We start from the raw sequence: 20,407 nt of genomic DNA on the forward strand, positions 1-20,407 counted from the left end.
GCAAGTTCTACATGTATAGCGCTACTATTCGATCATGAGTTCTCGAGAGGTGCCGACTCCGGCGCAGGAAGTGCGGGCGGGTGCCGTGGCCGGGCGTGTCGTCGTCGTCACCCCCAACCCGGCCGTCGACGTCACCTACGAGGTCGCCGCGCCGCGGATGGGGGAGGTCAACCGCGTCACCCGGGTGACGCGGCGCCCGGGAGGCAAGGGCGTCAACGTCGCCTCGGTCCTGCGCCAGCTCAGGGAGCTCGGCGCCCAGGGCGCCCCGGGCCTGCGCGTCCGCCTCAGCGGGTTCCTCGGGGGCGCCCAGGGGCGGGAGCTGACCGAGGCGCTCGACGGATGGGGCCTTGAGCAGCACTGGGTGGAGCCGGAGGGCGGCTACCGCACCCGCACCACCGTCGTCGTGCGCGACCAGGACGGCGCCGCCACCGGCTTCTACGAGCCGGGCTGCCCCGTCGCCCCGGCCGACTGGCAGGCGCTCGAGGCCACGGCGCTTGAGGCGGTCGGCCGGGGCGACGTGCTCGTCGTGTCCGGTTCCTGCCCGCCGGGCACCGAGGCCCAGGAGCTGACCGGGCTGCTCGAGGCCGCCCGCGCCCGGGGGGCGCGCACCGTCCTGGACACCTCCGGACCCCTGCTCCTGGCGTGCGCGGCCGGGGCGGACCTCGTCAAGCCCAACCTCGAGGAGCTCACGCAGGCGACCGGCGAGCCCGACCCGCGCTGCGGGGCTGAGGTCCTCCTCGACGCCGGGGCCCGCGGCGTCGTCGTCTCCGACGGTCCGCGCGGCATGCACCTGTTCACCGCTGACGGCCAGCGGGTGCGCTCCTGGCACGCGGCCCCGCCCCGCGTGGAGGTCGTCAACCCCACCGGCGCAGGGGACACCGCGGTCGCCGCGCTGGCGGCCTTCATCGCCGCCCACCCGAGCACCGACCTCATCGGGGGCCGCGCCGTCGAGGCCCTCGAGGCCGCCGTCGCGCTGTCGGCAGCCGCGGTGCGCACCCCCGTGGCCGGGCTCGTCGACCCCGGCACGTACACCACCATCCTCAACCAGGTGAAAGCTGAGAACACCGATGCCGCTGACTGACCTTGTCACCCCCGCCTCGGCCGCCCGCGCCCGGGGCACGGCGCTGGGCGCCTTCAACGTCGTGCTGCTCGAGCACGCCGAGGTCTTCGCCCGGGCGGCCGAGCGCGCCGGCCTGCCCATCGTCCTGCAGATCTCGCAGAACGCCGTGGCCTACCACGGCGGGGAGCTGGCCCCGATCGCCGCGGGCGCCCTGGCCGTGGCGCGCCGCGCCGAGGTCCCGGTCGTCGTCCACCTCGACCACGCGACCTCGGTCGACCTGGTCGCCGAGGCGGTCGAGCTGGGCATGAGCTCGGTCATGTACGACGGGTCGTGCCTGCCCTACGAGGACAACGTCGCCACGACCGCCCAGGTCGTGAGGATGTGCCACGCCCGCGGGGTGAGCGTCGAGGCCGAGCTCGGCGAGGTGGGGGGCAAGGACGGGGCCCACGCCCCCGGCGCCCGCACCGACCCCGCCCAGGCCGCCCGCTTCGTCGAGGAGACCGGGGTGGACCTGCTCGCGGTGGCCGTGGGCTCCTCCCACGCGATGACCGAGCGCAGCGCGGTGCTCGACAACGGGCTCATCTCCCGCCTGGCTGCCGTGGTCCCCGTGCCGCTGGTCCTCCACGGGTCCTCGGGCGTCGACGACGCCGGGCTGGTCGCAGCCGTGCGGGCCGGCATGACGAAGATCAACGTCGCCACGCACGTCAACGTCGTGGCCACGGCCGTCGTGCGCGAGGTCCTCGGGCGGGATGCCGCCGTCGTCGACCCGCGCAGGTACCTGGGACCGGCCCTGCGCGCGGCGGGGGAGGAGGTCGAGAGGCTCCTGCGGCTCTACGCCGCCGCCTGAGCCCCTACCGCAGTCGCGCGGCGAGCTCGGCCGCGTGCCGGCCCGCTGCCGCGGCCGCCAGGAACGCGGCCTCGTCCTGCGCCAGGCCGCGCCCCATCGTCGACAGCCGCACCCCGGTGCGCTCCTCAACCGCCTCGAGGGCCTCACGCAGGCCCTCGAGGGGGACGTCGACCCGCCGGTGGCTCTCGCCCAGGGCGCGCGGGGCGCACAGCTGCGCGGCCTGCCGGTCGACCTGCTCGCCCAGCGCACCCGGCAGCGCGGGCACGACGACGTCGGCTCCGGCCAGCGCCACCCGGCCCAGCGCGGTCATCGAGTGGTGGGACACCCCCCGGTGCCGGCCCCTGGGGTCGGCGCCCGAGACACGCAGGCAGGCGACGGCCCGGCCACCCAGGACCCCGACGGCGTTGACCACGTCCCCGCAGGCCACCCCCGAGAAGCCCCACGGCGTGTCCGTGCCCAGGTTCCCAGGCCCCTGGATGACGACGACGACCTCGGCCCCCAGGACGTGCCGGGCGGCGAGCAGGGCGTTGTGGACGCTGACCGCCTCGACGTCCCCGCCCCAGGCCTGGCCCGCAGTCACCGTCGCCTCGAGCCACCCGGCGTCGCGCAGGGCCGCCACCGCCCGCGAGTAGGGCAGGGGCAGCGCCCCGCCGTCGGTCATGACGTAGACGACCCGCGCTGGCCCCGGCCCGCCCGGGCCGTGTCCCGGTGACCACGACCTGATCCCGGCCAGGACGGCGGGCAGGCTCGAGTGCAGGTCGGCCACGACCACGGGGGCGCCGCCCAGCGTCAGCCCGCCCACAGGTGCCGACAGCAGGCCGTGGTGGGCCGTGCCCTGCTCGTCGACCCCGGTGACCATGAGCTGGTCGGGCATGTACCGCGCCTTGACGAGGTGGCCCCCCGGGACGGGGTCCTCGGGCAGGACGTCGAGGCGGGTGAGCACCATGGCGTGGCCCCCGGTCCCCAGGCCCCGGTCGAGCGCCGAGACCTCCAGGCGCACCCGCTCCCCGCCGGCGGGAAGGCCGGTGAGCGTCTCGTAGACCACCGCACGGCACTCCTGCCCGGGCAGCAACGCCGTCGCGTTGCCCGGCGCCGCCACGACCCGCACACCGAGCTCGGCGCAGCGGCCGCCCTCGCGCCCCCACACCCGGTGCACGGACAGCACCTCACCGTCGCGCCACATCATGGGCTCACCGTAGCCGAGGGCCACCGGCCGACGCGTCCCGACCGGCCGCCACGGGAGCCGGGGCCGACCGTCTAGACCGTCAAGACCGTCTAGGCTGTCGCAGTGAGCACCTCCCCAGCGAAGCCGATCCCGGCCGAGGAGCGTCAGGTCAACCTCCTGCTCGCGCTGCGCAACACCGTGACCGGGCTGACCGCAGCCACGATCATCGAGACCGTGGCGGGCTACGACCCTGCGGGCGGAGCGACGACCAGGCGCATGTTCGAGCGCGACAAGGCCGTCCTGCGCGGCCTGGGCATCACCGTGCGGACCTCGGGAACCGAGGAGCAGACCCGCTACCGGGTGGCTGAGGAGGACTACGCCCTGCCCGAGGTCACCGTCTCGGCCTCCCAGGCGACCGCCATCGACGTGGCCGCCTCGGCCTGGGGGTCCGGGGCGCTGACGAGCTCGGCCCGCCGCGCCCTGACCAAGATCCGCGCGGTGGCCGACCGGCCCCACGGGCCCGGCGCCCTGCTCGACCTCACCCTCGACCTGGCCGGTGAGCAGGTGCCCGTCGAGCTGGCCGCGGCCGTCGACGAGAGGAGGCTGGTCAGCTTCGACTACCTCTCGCCTGCCTCGGGCCGGTCCCGTTCGCGCACCGTCGAGCCCCACCGGCTGCGCCTGAGCGAGGGGGCCTGGTACCTCGACGCGCTGGAGCCGGCCACCGGGCGACGGCTGACCTTCCGCCTGGCCCGGATCGCCGGCGGGGCGGACGGGGGCGACGGGGTCGACATCGTCTCGGGACCCGGTGCCTTCGAGCCGGTGGACATGGAGGACGACCCCCTCACGGCGCTGCTCGCCGTCGCCCCGGGGCGGGCGCTGCAGATCCGCGCCCACGCCACGAGCGCCTCGGCGCCCCCGGGGGTGGAGCCGCCCGCGGGGTGGGAGGTGCTGAGCGTGACCTACGCCGACGTCTTCGCCTTCGCCGGAGCCCTCGCGGCGCTGGGGGAGGGGGTCGTGGTCCTGGGGCCGCCCGCCCTGCGCGAGGAGGTCCTCGCCCACCTGCGCGGAGCCGCCGGTCTGTCCGACCACGCCGTCGACGGGGGCCGCTGAGATGGCCCGCCCGAGCTCTGTGGACCGCCTCGTGCGGCTGCTGGCGCTGCCGGCGTGGGTGGCCGAGCACCCCGGTGCGACCTTCGAGGAGGCCGCCGAGCACTTCGGGGTCTCCGCCCAGGCCGTGCGCGCCGACGTCTCGACCCTGTGGGTCTCGGGGGTCCCAGGGGGGATGCCCGGCGACCTCGTCGACTTCGACGCCGAGGCCTTCGAGGAGGGCAGGCTGCGCCTCACCCAGCCCCTGGGCCTGGACCGGCCCGTCCGGCTCTCCCGGATCGAGGCGGTCAGCCTCCTGCTGTCGCTGCGGGTGCTCGAGGACCTGCTGCGCACCGACCACGACTCCGCACAGGCCCTGGCCGGGGCCCGTGAGGCCCTGCTGGGAGCACTCAACCCACCGGGGGAGGACTCCGCACCGGGCTCCCCGACGGCCGCGCCCACCCAGGAGCCGCCGCAGGTGGCCGGTGTCGGGGCCCCGGTGCTCCAGGCGGTGCGCACGGCCCTCGAGGAGGGCCGCCGGCTCCACCTGTCCTACGTCTCGGCGACCGACACGCCCTCGCAGCGCAGCGTCGACCCCCTCGAGCTGACCAGCGACGGCACCACCCTGACCCTGCGCGCCTGGTGCCTGACCGCCCGGGACGAGCGGTCCTTCCGGCTCGACCGCGTCCTGGAGGCCAGGGTGCTCCCCGAGCCGGCGACGGCCCGTCGTCCCCGCCGCCCCCGGACGCCGACCGCGCAGGAGGGGCCCGAGGCCGTCCTCACCCTGGCGCCCTCGGGCAGGTGGCTCATCGAGCAGGTGCCCTGCACGAGCCGGGAGCGTTCCGACGGGTCCATCGTGGCCGTCGTACGCGGCCGGGACAGGGCCTGGCTCCTCGGGCTCGTGCTGTCCGCAGGCCGCCACCTGCTGGCCGTCGAGCCTGCGGACCTGGCCCGCGACGCCGCCGCCGCGGCCCGCCGGGCGCTGGAGGCCGACGCCCTCGTGCACGCCGGCCCGGCACCGGGGGCGCAGGGCGGGTCCGCCCCGTGACGTGAGCGGAATCAACCTACGCCGATGGTGGAACGGCCCAGGCCGTGTCCGGGGCCCGGTGAGCGTGCCGCTAGACTCACGAGCGTCTCATCGTGTCGCACACCGCAAGGAGAGTGCCGTGAAGTTCTCACCCACACACATCGTCGTCCTGCTGGTCGTCATCATCCTCATCTTCGGGGCCAAGCGGCTGCCGGAGATCGCGGGCTCGGTCGGCAAGTCCATGAAGGTGTTCAAGAAGGAGGTCAAGGAGCTGCGCGAGGACGACGACGCCCCCGCCCAGATCCAGCAGCCCCAGCAGGGCACCTACTACACCCAGCCCACCCAGCAGGGCCAGGTCTCCCCGCAGCAGTCCCCGGACGGCACCGCCCAGCAGTGAGGTCGCGCGCAACCCGCGCCGAGGTCGGCTGCGGCCCGGCGGGCGCCTCGGTTCCCGCCGGGCGATGAGTCGAGTAAAGGAGCCAGCCCATGGCGTCACTGCCCAAGGTGTTCCACACCAGGCGCAAGGACAACCCCGAGGCGGTCATGTCCATCGGCGACCACCTGCGCGAGCTGCGTGATCGCCTCGTCATCTCCGCCGCGGGGGTCGTGGTCATGTCCGTGGTCGGCTACCTCCTGTACAACGAGGCCTTCAGCCTCATCACCCGCCCGATCGAGGAGGCCAACGCCAACGGAGCCAACATCTCGATCAACTTCGACACCGTGCTGTCGTCCTTCGACATGAAGCTCAAGGTCTCGATCTGGCTCGGCGTGCTCTTCTCCTCCCCCCTGTGGATGTACCAGTTCTGGGCCTACGTGGGACCCGGCATGACCCGCAAGGAGAAGATCTACACGTGGGCCTACGGCGCGACCGGTCTCGTCCTGTTCGCCGCGGGCGCCGCCCTGGGCGTGTTCATCCTGCCCCACGCCGTGACGATCCTCACCGGCTTCATCCCCGAGTCGGGAACCGGGTTCCTCCAGGCGAGCCTCTACCTGTCCTTCGTCATGCGGCTCATCCTCGTCTTCGGGATCGCCTTCCTCCTGCCCGAGCTGCTCGTGGCCCTCAACCACCTCGGCATCATGAAGGGGCGCACGATGCTCGCAGGATGGCGGTGGGCGGTCGTGGCGATCTTCACCTTCATGGCCTTCGCCAACCCCCTGCCCGACCCCTGGTCGATGATCTTCATGGCCCTGCCCGTCACGGGACTGTACTTCCTGGCCTGCTACATCGCGATCAGCCACGACAAGCGGGTGGCCAGGCGCGAGGCCGAGGAGAACGCCGCCCTCGACGCCGCCCTGTCGGGCACCGGGACCGCCGGAGAGCTGCCGGCGGGATCCTGAGCCATACCGACAGCACCGACAGCACCGACAGCACAGGCAGCACAGACAGGCACTGACGCACCCATGCGCCTCGCCCTCATCTCCAACCCGACGTCCAACCACGGTCGTCACCGCAGCGCCGCGGAGACGACCCGGCTCGCCCTCATCGCGCGCGGGTACGAGGTGCTGCCCGTCGGGCAGGACGACACCGACCGCCTCAGCGCGCTGGTGCGGCAGCGGGCCGTCGACGCCCTCGTCGTCGTCGGCGGGGACGGCATGGTGCACCAGGGACTCAACCTCGTGGCCACCACCGGGGTCCCCATGGGGGTCGTGGCCACCGGCACCGGCAACGACATCGCCCGGCACTTCGGCCTGCCTGCGCGTGACGTCCTGAGCGCCACCGGAGTCATCGACGCCGCACTGACCGGGGCGGGCAGGATCCTGAACTGCGACGCGATCCGCGTGACCGGGCTCGACCCGTCCGACGAGGCCGACCAGACCGGTGGGCGGTGGTGCATGGCCGTGGTCGGTGCGGGCATCGACGCCGTGGTCAACCGCAGGGCCAACAACCTGCGCTGGCCCCACGGCGAGGCCCGGTACACGATGGCCGTCGTCCCCGAGCTCGTGCGCATGCGGCCCTACGGCTACCGCGTGACGACCGACTCGGGCACCTGGCAGGGACCGGCGATGCTGCTCGCGGCGGCCAACACCTCCTTCATCGGGGGAGGCATGGCCCTGGCCCCCAGCGCGGAGGTCACCGACGGCATGCTCGACGTGGTACGGCTCGACCCGGTCACGCGTCCCGGGCTCGTGGGCCTGTTCCTCGGGATCTTCCAGGGAACCCACGTCGAGCACCCCGCGGTCCACATCGAGCGGACCCGGTCGATCACCATCGAGGCCTGGTCCGAGGAGGGCGCCGGGCTCCACCACCCGCCCCTGCCCTACGCCGACGGGGAGGCCATCACCCCTCTGCCCCTGCGCCTCGAGGCGGTTCCCGCGGCCGTGCGCCTGCTCCTGCCGCGCTGAGGCCGCTCGGGGTCCACGTAGGCTGAGCGCCATGAGCTCTCCCGCCCAGCGCTACGCCGCCGCCCGTCGACGCCAGGCCGCCTTGCGCACCGAGCTCGCCCGCTTCGCCCAGACCTACGACTTCGTCCTCGACGACTTCCAGACCGAAGCCTGCCAGGCTCTCGAGCGCGGTGAGGGCGTGCTCGTGGCGGCCCCGACCGGCGCGGGCAAGACGGTCGTGGGGGAGTTCGCCGTCCACCTGGCCCTGGCCGGAGGGCTCAAGGCCTTCTACACCACCCCGATCAAGGCGCTGTCGAACCAGAAGTACCTCGACCTGCTCTCCCGCTACGGCCCCGACAGGGTCGGGCTGCTCACCGGGGACGCCGCCCTCAACCCCCACGCCGACGTCATCGTCATGACCACCGAGGTGCTGCGCAACATGCTCTACTCCGGTGCGCGGGACCTGGACCGGCTCGGGTTCGTCGTCATGGACGAGGTCCACTACCTCGCCGACCGCTTCCGCGGGCCGGTGTGGGAGGAGGTCATCATCCACCTCGCCCCCGAGGTCCAGGTCGTCTCGCTGTCGGCGACCGTGTCCAACGCCGAGGAGTTCGGCCGCTGGCTCGACCAGGTGCGTGGCCGCACGGCCGTCGTCGTCTCGGAGCACCGCCCCGTGCCCCTGACCCAGCACATGATGGTCGGCCGCCGCCTCCTGCCCCTGTACGCCCGGGCCCAGACCGCCTCCGGCCACGAGCCGGTCGTCAACCCCGAGCTCGTCTCGGCGGTCAAGGACGCTCGTCGTGCCGCCGGGTCCCAGTCCCGCGGCATGAGCTCCGGGGCGGGCTCCTCCCAGCCGTGGAGGCGTCGGGCCCGGGGGCGCGCTCCACGACGCGAGGTGCCGGCGCGCACGGGCCGGCTGCGTCCCGCCGGACGGCGGGTGGTCCTCGAGGCGCTGGAGCGCTCCGACCTGCTGCCCGCGATCGTCTTCGTCTTCTCCCGTGCGGGCTGCGACGAGGCGGTCCGGCAGGTCGTGGGCGGGGGAGCGGACCTGACCACCGAGCGGGAGGCCGAGCTCATCCGCCAGGTCGTCGAGCGCCGAACCGCCGACATCCCGGCGGGGGACCTGGGCGTCCTGGGCTACCACAGCTGGCTCCACGCCCTCGAGCGCGGAGTGGCCTGCCACCACGCGGGCCTCCTGCCGGTGTTCAAGGAGACGGTCGAGGAGCTGTTCAGCGCCGGTCTGGTCAAGGTCGTCTACGCCACCGAGACCCTCGCGCTGGGCATCAACATGCCGGCGCGCACGGTTGTCCTGGAGTCCTTGCGCAAGTGGAACGGCTCGGCGCACGTCACCCTCAGCCCGGGGGAGTACACCCAGCTGACCGGGCGCGCTGGGCGCCGTGGTATCGACGTCGAGGGCCACGCGGTCGTCCTGGCCGCCGAGGAGGTCGAGCCCGCCCTCGTGTCCTCCCTGGCCTCCAAGCGCACCTACCCGCTCGTGTCGGCCTTCCGCCCGACCTACAACATGGCGGTCAACCTCCTGGGTCGGACCTCCCGCGCCCGCGCCAGGCAGGTCCTGGAGTCCTCCTTCGCGCAGTACCAGGCCGACCGGGGCGTCGTCGAGCTCGCCGCCCAGGCGCGACGCGCCCGCGCCTCCGTCGAGGAGCTGGCCGGGGCCATGACCTGCCACCTGGGCGACTTCTCCCAGTACGCCATGCTGCGCCAGCGGATCGCCGAGGCGGAGACCGAGCTGTCGCGGGCCAGGCGTGAGGCGCGGCGCACCGGTGCGGGCCGTCAGATGGGCGCGCTGAGCAGGGGCGACGTCGTCATCCACTCCCGGGGGCGGCGCTCGAGGCACGCCGTGGTCGTCGAGGTGGGCACCGACCGCACCGGCGGTGCCTGCCTGACCGTCCTGGGGGAGGACTCCAGGGTCGTGACCCTCACGCCCGACACGACGCCCGACGGGGTCGTGCGGGTCGGTTCCCTGCGCCTGCCGGACTCCGTGGACCTGCGTCGTCCGCGTGACCGGGACCGGCTCGTGGGCCGCCTGGTCGACATGCTGCGCTCCGGGGAGCTTGAGCGGCCGGGCCGCCGCCGCGGGGGGCGGGACGCCGAGCAGGTCGTCATCGCCGAGCGCATCGAGGGTCTGCGCCGGCAGATGCGGGCACACCCCTGTCACGGATGCCCCGACCGAGAGGACCACGCTCGCCTGGGACGCCGGTGGTCGCGGGCGCTGGCCGAGGCCGAGCGACTCCAGGCGCGGGTCGAGCGGCGCACGGGCACCATCGCCAGGCACTTCGACGCCGTGTGCCAGGTGCTCATCGAGCTGGGCTACCTCGAGCCCGAGGACCCTCACGCCCCGGAGGGCGAGTTGCGCGTCACGAGCGCCGGGGCGATGCTCGCCCGGGTCTACGCCGAGCGCGACCTGCTCATCGCGGAGTGCCTGCGCCAGGGCGTGTGGGAGGGCCTGGGCGCCGCCGAGCTCGCCGGGGCGGTCAGCGCCTGCGTCTACGAGCCGCGCGCCGCCTCTCAGTCGATCGGCCTTCCGGTCGCGCCGGGCACCCGCCTGGGCGGGGTCCTGCGCGAGGAGCTGGCTCTGGCGCGGCGCATCAACGACCTCGAGGCGCTGGCGCGCATCGAGGCCTCCAGCGGCGCCGAGCCGGCGCTGGCCGGAGCGGTGCAGGCCTGGGCCCAGGGGACGGGACTCGGTGAGGTCCTCGAGGCCGCCGAGCTGACCGCCGGGGACTTCGTGCGGTGGAGCCGTCAGCTCCTCGACGTGCTCGCCCAGCTCTGCGTCCTGGAGTCCTGGAACCAGGCGGGTGGTGGTGCGCGTGTCGCCGCCGTCGCCGAGCGCGCCTACACCGAGGTCGACCGGGGCGTCGTGGCCTGGTCGGGCGTCGAGGGCGCCCGGTGAGGCGGCTGAGGGCGGGGGCGCCGGCACTGGGGGCCCTGGCATCGGGGCTGGCCGTGTGGGCGGCCTTCCCGCCCGTGGGCCTGTGGTGGGCGGCACCGCTGGGGGTGGCGGGGCTGCTCGTGCTGACCGCGGGGCGAGGGCCTGCGGTCGGGGCGGGACTGGGGGCCGTCTTCGGCCTGGGCCTGTTCACGCCGCTTCTCCACTTCATCGCCGTGGCGATGGGCAACTCGGTCGGATGGGCGGCCCTCGTCCTCGTCGAGTCCGCCTACCTGGCGGCCCTGGGCGCCGCCTGGGCCCTTGTGCGCCGCCTGGGGGTCCTCACGGGCGACCACGCAGGCAAGGCCTGGGCGAGGGTCCTGGCCTTCACCGTCCTGTGGTGCGCCGTGGAGGAGCTGCGCTCGTCCTGGCCCCTGGGCGGCTTCCCCTTCGGCCGCCTGGCCTTCGCCATGGCGCAGGCGCCGGTGCTGCCGGTGGCGGCCTACGGGGGGTCGCTCGGGCTCAGCGCCGTCGTGGTCGTGGTCGCAGCCTGTCTCGTCGAGGTGGTGGGCGCGCTGCGCCGACGCAGGCCCCGTCTCGTCGTGGCGCTGGCAGCCACCGCCAGCGCCCTCCTCCTGGCCCCGGCGGCGCTGCCGGTGCCCACCGGCGCCCAGGACGGCACGCTGCGCGTCGGGGCGGTCCAGGGCAACGTCGCCACCGACTTCGAGGACGCCTTCGGCCGGGCCCTCGAGGTGACCGGCAACCACGCCGAGGCCACCCACCAGCTCGCCGCCGAGGTGGGCACCGGTACCCTCGACGTCGTCATCTGGCCGGAGAACTCCGCCGACCTCGACCCGAGGACCCACCTCGCCAGCGCTGCCCTCGTCGATGAGGCAGCCGAGGCAGTGGGTGCCCCGGTGCTCGTGGGAGCCGTCGCCTTCGAGGACGACGTGCGGTACAACGACATCGTCGTGTGGAGCGCGGGCACCGGGCCGGGGGAGTACTACCGCAAGCACCGGCCCGTGCCCTTCGCCGAGTACGTCCCCTTCCGCTCCCTCGTGCGTGCCGTGACCGCCCAGGCCGACCGCATCGGCACCGACATGGCTGCGGGCACCGGGCCCCAGACCCTGACGGTGCGTGCCGCCACCCAGGACCGGGAGGTCACCGTGGCCATGGGAATCTGCTTCGAGGTGGCCTACGACGAGGTCCTGCGCGAGGGCGTGGCCCAGGGCGGCCAGGTCATCGTCATCCCGACGAACAACGCCTCCTTCCTGTCCTCCTCCGAGGCCGCCCAGCAGCTGGCCCAGGGCCAGGTCCAGGCGGTCGTCCACGGCCGGGCGGTCGTCCAGGTCTCGACCGTCGGCATCACCGCGATCATCAGCCCGGCGGGGGAGGTGCTCCAGGCCACCCGCCCCTACACGAGCGCCAGCCTCGTCGCCGACGTCCCGCTGCGCAGGACCACGAACCTGGCCGACCGGCTGGGCGCCGCGCCGGGCGTCCTGGCCCAGGCAGGCGGCGCAGTGCTCGTCGCAGCCGGTATCGTGGAGGCGGCCCGCAGGAGCCGGGGCCGCTCACGCCGAGGGTCCCGCCGAGCAGATCGCACCGAGAGAGAGCACCAGTGAAGTCCCTCGTCGTCATCCCGACCTACAACGAGATCGATTCCCTGCCTGGGACCCTGGACAGGGTGCGCGCCGCAGCGCCTGAGGCCCACGTCCTGGTCGTGGACGACAGCTCCCCGGACGGCACCGGTGCCCTGGCCGACGCCCGTGCCGAGCAGGACGACCACGTCCACGTCCTGCACCGCACTGAGAAGAACGGGCTCGGGCCCGCCTACCTGGCCGGCTTCTCGTGGGCACTGGCCTCAGGCTACGAGCTCGTCTGCGAGATGGACGCGGACGGCTCCCACAGGGCCGAGGACCTCGCCCTGGTCATCCAGCGTGCCGAGATGGCCGACAACCCCGACCTCGTCATCGGCTCGCGATGGGTCTCAGGCGGCGCGACCCAGGGCTGGGACGCCAGGCGCGTGGCCCTGTCGCGCGGGGGGAACCTCTACATCAACGCGATGCTGGGACTGGGTGTGCGCGACGCCACCGCGGGCCTGCGCGCCTACCGGGCCGCGATCCTGCGCCGCATGGACCTGGGCAGGGTCGAGGCGATGGGATACGGGTTCCAGGTCAACATGACCATGCTCGTCGACGAGGCGGGTGGACGCATCGTCGAGATGCCGATCGTCTTCCTCGAGCGAGAGGCCGGGCAGTCCAAGCTCTCAGGCGGGATCTTCACCGAGGAGCTCGCCCTGGTGACCAAGTGGGGCCTGGCCAAGCGCTCCGCGCAGGTCGTCGACCTGGCGGGCAGGGGCCTGAACCTGGCCTCCCAGGCTCTTTCGCGCGCGCGGGGCGGGCGCGGCCGGGCCTGAGCCGCGGCCGGGCCTCAGAAGCGTTCGCGGTAGATCTCCCCGGAGCGCAGCATCTCGAGGCGCTCGTCGAGCAGGACCTTGAGCTCGTCGACCTCGCGACGCTCAAGCAGCATGTCCCAGTGGGTGCGCGGGGCCTTCTTGGGCTCGTCGGGCTCGGGATCGTCCTGGCCGCGCAGCGCCGCGACCTGTCCGCACTCGGGGCACTCCCAGGTCAGGGGGACCTCGGCCTCGACGGACATCGGCACCGAGGTGACGTGTGCCTGGGGGCACTCGTAGGTGACCACCTGCCGCTCGGCGAACTCCACGCCGTCCTCGGACTCCATCGACTTGGCTCCGATGGTCATGCCCCGTAGCGCACGGTCTGCCATGCTCCTGCTCCTCTCGTGGCGGCATCGTGGCGTCCCCGCCCGGGCTCTCACCGCGCGGGGCACGACCGGCTCAACCCCGTCCGGTCGCCGGCCATTCCCGCCCACCGGTTGACGCGAGGTGCGCAGGACCGGTCCGACGGGCGGGAACCGTCCGACCGACGATTCTACCTCGCGCGAGCCGGGACGATGCGCTTGTCGCCGTCGGCTCACGGATCGGCCCGGAGCGCGGCATACTGCGGCTATGGCAACCAAGCGCATCGGCATCCTGACGGCGGGCGGCGACGCCCCCGGACTCAACGCGGCGATCCGCGGATTCGGCAAGGCGGCGATCCGGGACCACGGGTGGACCCTCCTGGGCTTCCGTGACGGCCTGCGAGGACTGGCCGAGAACCGCTTCACCGAGCTTGACGGGGCCGCGCTGTCGGGGATCCTGACCACCGGGGGCACCATGCTGGGCACGAGCCGTGACAAGGTCCACCGCATGGTGGTCGACGGCGAGGTGCGCGACATGGTGCCCACGATCGTGGACAACTACGCCCGCGACGGCCTCGACGCGCTCATCTGCCTGGGAGGGGGTGGCACCGCCAAGAACGCCAAGCGCCTCATGGACGCCGGCCTCAACGTCATCCACCTGCCCAAGACCATCGACAACGACATCGTCGAGACCGACTCCTCCTTCGGGTTCTCCACCGCCCTGGAGATCGCCACCGAGGCGGTCGACCGCCTCCACTCCACCGCCCACTCCCACCACCGGATCATCCTGGCGGAGATCATGGGGCACCGGGCGGGCTGGCTGGCCCTGGGCGCCGGCATCGCCGGGGGCGCCGACGTCATCCTCCTGCCCGAGATCCCCTACAGCGTCGAGGCGATCGCCGAGCGGATCGAGCAGCGCCGGTCCCACGGATCGACCTTCTCGGTGGTCGCGGTCGCCGAGGGCGCGCTGAGCCGGGCGGACGCCGCCGAGCTCGACAGGGCCCGCGCCCTGGTCAAGGACGCCTCGACCCCCGAGCTCAAGGCGATGGCCAAGCGCAACGTCAAGGCCCTCGAGGCCTCGCACCGCGCCAACACCTTCACCCTGGCCGAGCAGCTCGAGACGGCCACGGGGCTGGAGGCGCGCGTGTCCATCCTGGGCTACGTCCAGCGCGGCGGGATCCCCAACGCCGCCGACCGCCTTCTGGGCACCCGCCTCGGTGTGGCTGGTGCCCGGGCCGTGGCCGAGGGGACCTTCGGGGTCATGGTGGCCGACCGCGGCCACGACACCGCCCTCGTTCCGCTGACCGAGGTGGCGGGCCGGATCAAGTACGTCCCCACCGACCACGAGTGGGTCCGGGCGGCACGTGCCGTGGGTACCGCCCTGGGGGACTGACGCCTGCCGCCGAGATCGGGACATCTGGCACCTCGAGATCGGGACATCTGGCACCTCGAGATCGGGACATCTGGCACCTCGAGATCGGGACATCTGGCACGCTCGCTACCCCGGGGGCTGCCGGTGCGGCCCTCGGCTCTCCCGACGTCGGCCGGGCACGGGCTCGTCACGCTGACCGAGCCGGGCTCTGGCGGTCCCTACAGCCTCAGCGACATGAGGACGAGGTCGAGGACCCGCCCGTGCTTCTCGCCGGCCGCCGGGATCGTGCCCACCTCTGAGAAGCCCGTCCGGGCGTGCAGTCCGATCGAGGCGGTGTTCCCGGCCTCGATCTGGGCGACCATCGTGCGGTCGCCGGTCGCCCTGCTGGCTGCCACGAGTGCCGTGAGCAGGCCGGAGCCGAGCCCGCGACCGCGCGCGGCGGGGGACAGGTAGACCGAGTCCTCCACCGTGCGGGCGTATCCCTCGTAGGACTGCCACGGGCCGGCGACCGCGAATCCGACGACGGCGCCGCGGGTGTCGCAGGCCACGAGGGCCGTGCCCCGCCGCAGGAGGGGAGCCAACCAGGCCTCCGCCTCCTGCGGGCTGTGCTCGTGACAGGTCCAGATCGCCAAGGAGTCGCGCACGGCGGCGTTGCGGATCTCGCGGACGGCCGGGCAGTCGGCCCTGGTCGCTGCCCGGACCGTGAACTGCGCGGTCCCCTCGATGGTCATGAGCACGACACTACGCCCTGGCGTGCCACCGGGGCTCAGGAGGAGACGTAGTCGGCCAGGTACTGGCCGGTCAGGGTCGATCGCCCCCCGACCAGCTCGCGGGGCGTGCCCTCGAAGACGACCCGCCCGCCGTCGTGGCCCGCGCCCGGGCCCATGTCGATGATCCAGTCGGCGTGCGCCATGACCGCCTGGTGGTGCTCGATGACCACGACGGTGCGCCCGGCCTCGACGAGGTGGTCGAGCAGCGCGAGCATGGCCTCGACGTCGGCCAGGTGCAGTCCCACGGTGGGCTCGTCCAGCACGACGACGTCTCCGGTCTCACCCAGGTGGACGGCGAGCTTGAGCCGTTGGCGCTCGCCGCCCGACAGGGTGGTCAGGGGCTGCCCCAGGCGCAGGTAGCCCAGGCCCACGTCGACGAGACGGCGGAGGACCGCGGCGGCCGCGGGCACCGCGGAGCCGGGGGAGGTGAACAGCTCGAGGGCCTCGTCGGCGCTCATCGCCAGGACCTCGGCGATGTTCCTGCCGCCGAAGGTGTAGGCGAGCACCTCGTCGTTGTAGCGCCGCCCCTCGCAGGCCTCGCAGGTCGTCGTCACCGTGTCCATGAAGCCCAGCTCGGTGTCGATGACCCCGGCGCCGTTGCACACCGGGCAGGCGCCCTCGGAGTTGGCCGAGAACAGCGCGGGCTTGACGCCGCCGGCCTTGGCGAAGGCCTTGCGCACCGGCTCGAGCAGCCCGGTGTAGGTCGCCGGGTTCGAGCGGCGCGAGCCCTTGATGGGGGACTGGTCGATGGTGACCACGCCGTCCATGGGGGACAGGCTGCCGTGGATGAGGCTCGACTTGCCGCTCCCGGCCACCCCGGTGACGACGGTGAGCACGCCTCGCGGGATGTCGACGTCGACGTCGAGGAGGTTGTTGGTGGCGGCCCCCCTGATCTCGATGACGCCGGTGGGGGAGCGGACGGCGTCCTTGAGCCGGGTGCGGTCGGCCAGGTGCCGGCCGGTCAGCGTCTGGGAGGCGCGCAGCCCAGCGAGGTCTCCCTCGTAGGTGACGGTCCCTCCGTGGGAGCCCGCGCCCGGGCCCAGGTCGACGACGTGGTCGGCGATCGCGATGGTCTCGGGCTTGTGCTCGACGACGAGCACGGTGTTGCCCTTGTCCCGCAGCGACACGAGGAGGCGGTTCATCGCCGCGATGTCGTGGGGGTGCAGGCCGATGCTCGGCTCGTCGAAGACGTAGGTGACGTCGGTGAGCGCCGAGCCCAGGTGCCGCACGAGCTTGGTGCGCTGGGCCTCGCCGCCCGACAGCGTCGAGGCCGAGCGGTCCAGGGACAGGTAGCCCAGCCCGATGGTGACGAAGGCGTCGAGGGTCTCGCGCAGCCCGGTGAGCAGCGGAGCCGCTCCCTCGATGCCCGCGACCTCGGGAGCCTTCTCGCCGCGAGCTGGCGCCTGTGCCCGGGAGGCGCGCTCGAGGCGCCGGACCCACACGAGGAGGTCGGAGATCTGCATCGCGCAGGCCTGGGCGATCGAGACACCGTCGATCGTGGCGGTGCGTGCCGGCTCGGCCAGGCGCGTGCCCTCGCACTCGGGGCAGGCGCGGAACACGACGGCGCGCTCGACGAAGGCCCGGACGTGAGGCTGGAGGGAGTCGACGTCCTTGGACAGCATCGACTTGCGGATCTTGGGCACGAGACCCTCGTAGGTCATCGAGTGGGAGTCGATCTTGACCTTCGTGGGTGCCTTGTGGAGGAAGTCGTCGAGCTGGGCGGGGGTGAAGCTCTTGACGGGCTTGTCGGCGGGGTAGAAGCCCGAGGAGGCGAAGACCCGCACGAGCCAGCCGTCAGGGGTGTACCCAGGGACCTTGATGGCTCCCTGGAGCAGGGAGAGGTTCTCGTCGTAGACCTCGGTCAGGTCGATGTCCGACACCGAGCCGCGCCCCTCGCAGCGCGGGCACATCCCGCCCTGGACGGTGTAGTGCTTGCGCTCGACGACGGTGCGCCCGCCCTTGACGGTCTTGAGGGCTCCGCCGCCCGAGACCGAGGGGACGTTGAAGGCGAAGGCCTGCGGCGAGCCGACGTGGGGCGTGCTCAGCCGCGAGTAGAGCAGGCGGAGCATGGAGTTGACGTCGCTGGCGGTTCCCAGGGTCGAGCGCGGGTTGGCACCCATCCGCTCCTGGTCGACGATGATCGCGGGGGTCAGGCCCTCGAGGGCGTCGACGTCGGGGCGCGCGGTGGCGGGCATGAAGCCCTGGACGAAGCTGGAGTAGGTCTCGTTGATGAGCCTGCGCGACTCAGCGGCGATCGTGGAGAACACGAGCGAGCTCTTGCCGGATCCGGACACACCGGTGAACACGGTCAGGCGCCGCTTGGGAATCGTCACCGCGACGTCGCGCAGGTTGTTCTCCCGGGCGCCGAGCACGACGATGGCGTCGTGGGTGTCGGCCGCGCGGACCGCGGCGCCGGCTCCGGGAGCTCGCGGCTCAGTGGTCTGCTCCGAGGTCTGCTCAGCGGGCTCATGCGTCTCGGTGGGGCTCGTGGTGCGCATCCGCCGCATGCTACAGGAGTGAGAACCGGTGTTGAGGCCCAGGTGGCAGGCGCTCCTCGCCGCCTCCCAGCCAGGCAACGCCGATAATGTACATTATGTCATTACGCGGCGGGTCCTGGAGGAGCGCTGACCTCGCCCAGGTCGCACCGCTCCCCGCGTGCCCCCGGTCGCTCTGGCTGCGCCTAGGTGCGGCCGGCCAGGTCTCGCGCCATGCGTTGGGTGGCTCGTCGCGCGGCTACCGAGGTGGCGAGCACCGTGACGCCGACGATGACCGCGAAGGCGCCCAGGGGCCAGAAGACGACGGCGGCCACGCCCTTGGTGAGCGCGATCATGAGCAGGCCTGGCACCGCGATCGCCACGCCCGTGCCGATCCCTGTGCTCCAGGCCGAGGCGAGAGCCTCCAGCCCAGCGCCGTGGTGGCCGCGCCCGCGGACCGGGTGCTCGCTCGGCACCGCGTCCGCCTCGATGGTTCGCTGCACGCCATCGACTGCCGTTAACTTCATGATGACAACGATAGGAGGCCTGTCTGCACTCCTCCCCCAACGACCCTGTGAATCTCCTGGGTCTTGTGCGCCTTGGTAGACTCCAGGCCGCCGAGAAGCCTGAGAAGCCTGAGAAGCAGGGTCTTCCGAAGGTGGACGGGAGGGGTCGATGTTTCTGGCGATTCGAGAAATACGGCACGAGCCGACACGATTTGCCTTGATCGTGACGGTCGTCTTTCTGGTGGCTTATGTCACTTTCTTTCTGTCAGCGTTGGCGACAGGACTGTCTCACGCCTACCGAGCCGCGGTCGAGAGCTGGTCCGCCGACGCCGTCATCCTGACCGAGGCCTCGAACGACAACATCGGTGCCTCCCGCCTGTCTGACACGCAGGTGGCGGCCACGCGGGCTGCGCTTGCCTCCTCTGAGCCGCCCGAGCGCCTCGTGGCACAGGCGGTCGTCGTCGAGGGTCAGGAGGAGACCACTCGCACGGACGCCTACGCCTTCGGGATCGACCTGACAGGAGGCCTGTCTCCCTCAGTCGTCGCAGGCCGTCCGATCTCCGACCCTGCTACAGAGGTGCTTATCGATGAGTCCCTGACGCAGGAGGGGTGGGCGCTCGGCGACACACTCGGGCTGGCCGGGACCAACGCCCGTTGGACAGTGGTCGGGCTCACCCGTGACCTCACGTTCCAGACGGCGCCGGTCATCACGGTCGACGCACAGGCGCTCATCGACCTCGGCGATCCCCTGTCACCGGCCGTCAACGCCATGATCGTTCCCGGGGGCGGACTGGACGACACCTCCCGGAGCGAGGTTGCCTCTGCGTTGGCCCAGGATGATCTGGTCATGATGACGCCTGCTGACTTCATCGGGGAACTTCCGGGGTACTCGGCTCAGGTGCTCACCTTCTCCCTCATGATCGGTGCGCTTGTCGTCATCGCCGCGCTGGTCCTCGGTATCTTCCTCTACGTGCTCACGCTCCAGAAACGCGCCGTCCTGGGCGTCCTCAAGGCTCGGGGGGTACCGACCCGCTACCTCGTCGTGGCCGGCGGCTTCCAGACCGCGATGCTGGCGGCGGCCGGGGTGATCCTGGGGCTCGTCGCGACACAGCTCACAGGATGGCTGCTTCCTGCGTCGGTCCCGTTCCGTCCCTCGCTTGCGCTCGACGCCGTCATCACCGTCGCTTTTGTCGTCATGGCCGTGCTCGGCGGACTCATGTCGGTCCGTGTGGTCTCGCGCATCGACCCGGCGGAGGCGGTCGCATGACCCGGCCGTCTGCGGTCATGACCTTGGCAGGCGCCGCCAAGGACTACCGACAGGGATCGGAGGTCATTCACGCCCTGGCCCCGACCGACCTGGAGCTCGATGCCGGCGAGCTTGTCGGTGTGCTGGGACCATCGGGCTCCGGCAAGTCGACCCTGCTGACCGTCATGGGCGGTCTCCGGACCCCGAGCTCAGGAACCGTGAGGATCCTGGGTGAGGACTTCTCGTCCCTGCCTGAGAGGCGCCGCGCCCGTGTCCGCCACGCAAGGATCGGTTTCGTGCTCCAGGCTGCCGGGCTCGTCCCGTTCCTCAGGCTCGCGGACCAGTTCAGCCTGCACGACCGCGTGGCGGGAACAGGTGGCGACCGCGAGCGTCGTGACAGCCTGCTCGACAGCCTGGGCCTGGCAGGCAGACTCTCCTCCTACCCCCAGTCACTGAGCGGCGGTGAGCGCCAACGCGCAGCGATCGCCGTGGCGCTCTACCACGACCCTGATGTCATCCTTGCTGACGAGCCCACCGCTGCCTTGGACAGCAGGCGCGCGCAGGACGTCGCTCGCGTGCTGGCCGACCACACGCACCGACTGGGCAAGGCGACAGTCATGGTCACCCATGACGAGCGTCTGCTTCCCCTGTGCGACCGGGTCCTGGTCATGAACGACGGTGTTCTGCGCGCGAGCCAGGCTCATTGAGGTCCGGCCGGCCAGGACCGCGACCGGCCCCGGACGGGGCTCAGCTGCTGTGGGCGAGCACCGCGGATCCGCGGTGCCAGCGCGGCAAAGACCTTCCTGACCTGCGATGATGTCGAAACCCACACTGTCGTCGGTGATGGATTCGGGCACCCGGGGGCTTACGCTAGACACCGATATGTCG

The 20,407-nt window shown here is 72.6% G+C and carries 18 protein-coding genes; 13 read left to right on the forward strand and 5 right to left on the reverse strand.

What is annotated here, in order from left to right; genetic code table 11:
• Positions 1-34 precede the first annotated feature (34 nt).
• Positions 35-1,081: a 1-phosphofructokinase family hexose kinase gene (locus EL245_RS01780; RefSeq protein ID WP_126381532.1), complete on the forward strand. Its 1,047-nt coding sequence runs from the start codon at positions 35-37 to the stop codon at positions 1,079-1,081.
• Positions 1,068-1,907, forward strand: a complete 840-nt coding sequence (locus tag EL245_RS01785) for a class II fructose-bisphosphate aldolase (RefSeq protein ID WP_126381534.1) — start codon at positions 1,068-1,070, stop codon at positions 1,905-1,907. Before EL245_RS01780 ends, EL245_RS01785 begins: the two co-directional genes overlap by 14 nt.
• A 4-nt stretch (positions 1,908-1,911) precedes the next feature.
• Here the strand turns inward: EL245_RS01785 and EL245_RS01790 are convergent, their stop codons facing one another.
• Complete coding sequence (locus EL245_RS01790) at positions 1,912-3,093, reverse strand: DUF3866 family protein (RefSeq protein WP_126381536.1); 1,182 nt, start codon at positions 3,091-3,093, stop codon at positions 1,912-1,914.
• Between the two features lie 102 nt (positions 3,094-3,195).
• On the opposite strand from EL245_RS01790, the gene EL245_RS01795 reads away from it, so the two are divergent.
• From EL245_RS01795 to EL245_RS01830, 8 genes are all read left to right on the forward strand, one after another.
• Entirely contained in the window at positions 3,196-4,182 is a 987-nt protein-coding gene (locus EL245_RS01795; protein WP_126381538.1) for a helix-turn-helix transcriptional regulator, read from the forward strand.
• Between the two features lies 1 nt (position 4,183).
• Positions 4,184-5,206 carry a helix-turn-helix transcriptional regulator gene (locus EL245_RS01800; protein WP_126381540.1) on the forward strand — a complete coding sequence of 341 codons (1,023 nt, stop codon included), beginning with the start codon at positions 4,184-4,186 and terminating at the stop codon, positions 5,204-5,206.
• A 118-nt stretch (positions 5,207-5,324) separates the two neighbouring features.
• The gene (gene tatA / locus EL245_RS01805; RefSeq protein WP_126381542.1) at positions 5,325-5,582 is read left to right on the forward strand and encodes a Sec-independent protein translocase subunit TatA; all 258 of its coding nucleotides are present in this window, start codon (positions 5,325-5,327) and stop codon (positions 5,580-5,582) included.
• A gap of 89 nt (positions 5,583-5,671) precedes the next feature.
• Positions 5,672-6,523: a twin-arginine translocase subunit TatC gene (gene tatC / locus EL245_RS01810; RefSeq protein ID WP_126381544.1), complete on the forward strand. Its 852-nt coding sequence runs from the start codon at positions 5,672-5,674 to the stop codon at positions 6,521-6,523.
• Positions 6,524-6,586: 63 nt separating this feature from the next.
• Entirely contained in the window at positions 6,587-7,528 is a 942-nt protein-coding gene (locus tag EL245_RS01815) for a diacylglycerol/lipid kinase family protein (RefSeq protein WP_126381546.1), read from the forward strand.
• 31 nt (positions 7,529-7,559) lie between these two features.
• Complete coding sequence (locus tag EL245_RS01820; RefSeq protein ID WP_126381548.1) at positions 7,560-10,418, forward strand: DEAD/DEAH box helicase; 2,859 nt, start codon at positions 7,560-7,562, stop codon at positions 10,416-10,418.
• Positions 10,415-12,016 carry an apolipoprotein N-acyltransferase gene (lnt, locus tag EL245_RS01825; RefSeq protein ID WP_232009829.1) on the forward strand — a complete coding sequence of 534 codons (1,602 nt, stop codon included), beginning with the start codon at positions 10,415-10,417 and terminating at the stop codon, positions 12,014-12,016. Before EL245_RS01820 ends, lnt begins: the two co-directional genes overlap by 4 nt.
• Positions 12,013-12,810 carry a polyprenol monophosphomannose synthase gene (locus EL245_RS01830; protein ID WP_126381550.1) on the forward strand — a complete coding sequence of 266 codons (798 nt, stop codon included), beginning with the start codon at positions 12,013-12,015 and terminating at the stop codon, positions 12,808-12,810. The genes lnt and EL245_RS01830 overlap by 4 nt, the downstream gene beginning before the upstream one ends.
• Positions 12,811-12,824: 14 nt before the next feature.
• On the opposite strand, the gene EL245_RS01835 is transcribed toward EL245_RS01830, so the two are convergent.
• Positions 12,825-13,178, reverse strand: coding sequence for an RNA polymerase-binding protein RbpA (locus tag EL245_RS01835; protein ID WP_126381552.1), 354 nt, complete (start codon positions 13,176-13,178; stop codon positions 12,825-12,827).
• Positions 13,179-13,419: 241 nt separating this feature from the next.
• Between EL245_RS01835 and EL245_RS01840 the strand changes: the two genes are divergently transcribed.
• Positions 13,420-14,544: a 6-phosphofructokinase gene (locus EL245_RS01840; RefSeq protein ID WP_126381554.1), complete on the forward strand. Its 1,125-nt coding sequence runs from the start codon at positions 13,420-13,422 to the stop codon at positions 14,542-14,544.
• Positions 14,545-14,741: 197 nt separating this feature from the next.
• Here EL245_RS01840 and EL245_RS01845 read toward each other — a convergent pair whose 3' ends face one another.
• From EL245_RS01845 to EL245_RS01855, 3 genes are all read right to left on the reverse strand, one after another.
• Positions 14,742-15,254, reverse strand: coding sequence for a GNAT family N-acetyltransferase (locus EL245_RS01845; protein ID WP_126381555.1), 513 nt, complete (start codon positions 15,252-15,254; stop codon positions 14,742-14,744).
• Positions 15,255-15,289: 35 nt separating this feature from the next.
• On the reverse strand, positions 15,290-17,791 hold the full coding sequence (locus EL245_RS01850) for an ATP-binding cassette domain-containing protein (RefSeq protein ID WP_126381557.1): 2,502 nt from the start codon (positions 17,789-17,791) through the stop codon (positions 15,290-15,292).
• Positions 17,792-17,973: 182 nt separating this feature from the next.
• A complete protein-coding gene (locus EL245_RS01855; protein ID WP_126381559.1) occupies positions 17,974-18,294 on the reverse strand; it encodes a hypothetical protein in 321 nt (106 codons plus the stop codon).
• Positions 18,295-18,544: 250 nt separating this feature from the next.
• Between EL245_RS01855 and EL245_RS01860 the strand changes: the two genes are divergently transcribed.
• On the forward strand, positions 18,545-19,540 hold the full coding sequence (locus tag EL245_RS01860; protein WP_232009830.1) for an ABC transporter permease: 996 nt from the start codon (positions 18,545-18,547) through the stop codon (positions 19,538-19,540).
• On the forward strand, positions 19,537-20,226 hold the full coding sequence (locus EL245_RS01865; protein WP_126381562.1) for an ABC transporter ATP-binding protein: 690 nt from the start codon (positions 19,537-19,539) through the stop codon (positions 20,224-20,226). Before EL245_RS01860 ends, EL245_RS01865 begins: the two co-directional genes overlap by 4 nt.
• Positions 20,227-20,407 lie beyond the last annotated feature (181 nt).

This window comes from Actinomyces howellii (assembly GCF_900637165.1).
Classification (GTDB): domain Bacteria; phylum Actinomycetota; class Actinomycetes; order Actinomycetales; family Actinomycetaceae; genus Actinomyces; species Actinomyces howellii.